The organism is Pseudarthrobacter sp. NKDBFgelt, from assembly GCF_046097905.1.
Taxonomy (GTDB): Bacteria; Actinomycetota; Actinomycetes; order Actinomycetales; family Micrococcaceae; genus Arthrobacter; species Arthrobacter polychromogenes.
Map to the genome: position 1 here is coordinate 1 of NZ_JBJURL010000211.1, position 547 is coordinate 547.

The 547-nt window shown below is 65.1% G+C and carries 1 protein-coding gene; it reads right to left on the bottom strand.

What is annotated here, in order from left to right; translation table 11 throughout:
- Nucleotides 1-547: recombinase family protein (locus tag ACKAE7_RS21200; protein ID WP_408980249.1), on the bottom strand; the 547-nt coding region annotated here is incomplete at both ends.

A 547-nucleotide genomic window follows, 5' to 3' on the forward strand; every position in this document is an offset into this window, starting at 1 on the left:
CCGCCGCAGCGTCCGCACGTCGCGAGGCCCGTCAGCAGGATCGACCCAGTCACCACACGCGGCGGCGTCACTTTCGGGTTTCTGGCTTTAAGGGTTTCCGCGACGGCCTCGAACTCGGCGCGATCGATGATCGCCGGGACCTCGATCGGAACCTGCTCAGACTTAGGCTTCTCGCGCTGCGTTTTGGATTCGGTGCGGTTGAACACCCACTCGCCAATGTAAACGCGATTGGTCAGGATCCCGTGCACGGTCGCGATGCCGAAGCGAGCGCCGAGCCGGGTCCGATAGCCACGCGCGTTGAGCCAGCAGGTCAGCGCCGTAATTCCCAACGGTCCAGACCGCCCGTCGCCAAGGCGATAGAGCCGGAACATCAGCCGCACGAGCTCGGCCTCGACCGGGTCGACGACGAGCCGCTTCTTCGTGCGCGCACCGCGCTTTTCGACCTCTTCGGTCGTGTAGCCGAGCGGGGCGCGGGAGCCATTATAGAAGCCTTGGCGGGCGTTCTCCTTCATCGCCCGAAGCACGTGCTTGGCGTTTTCGCGCGACT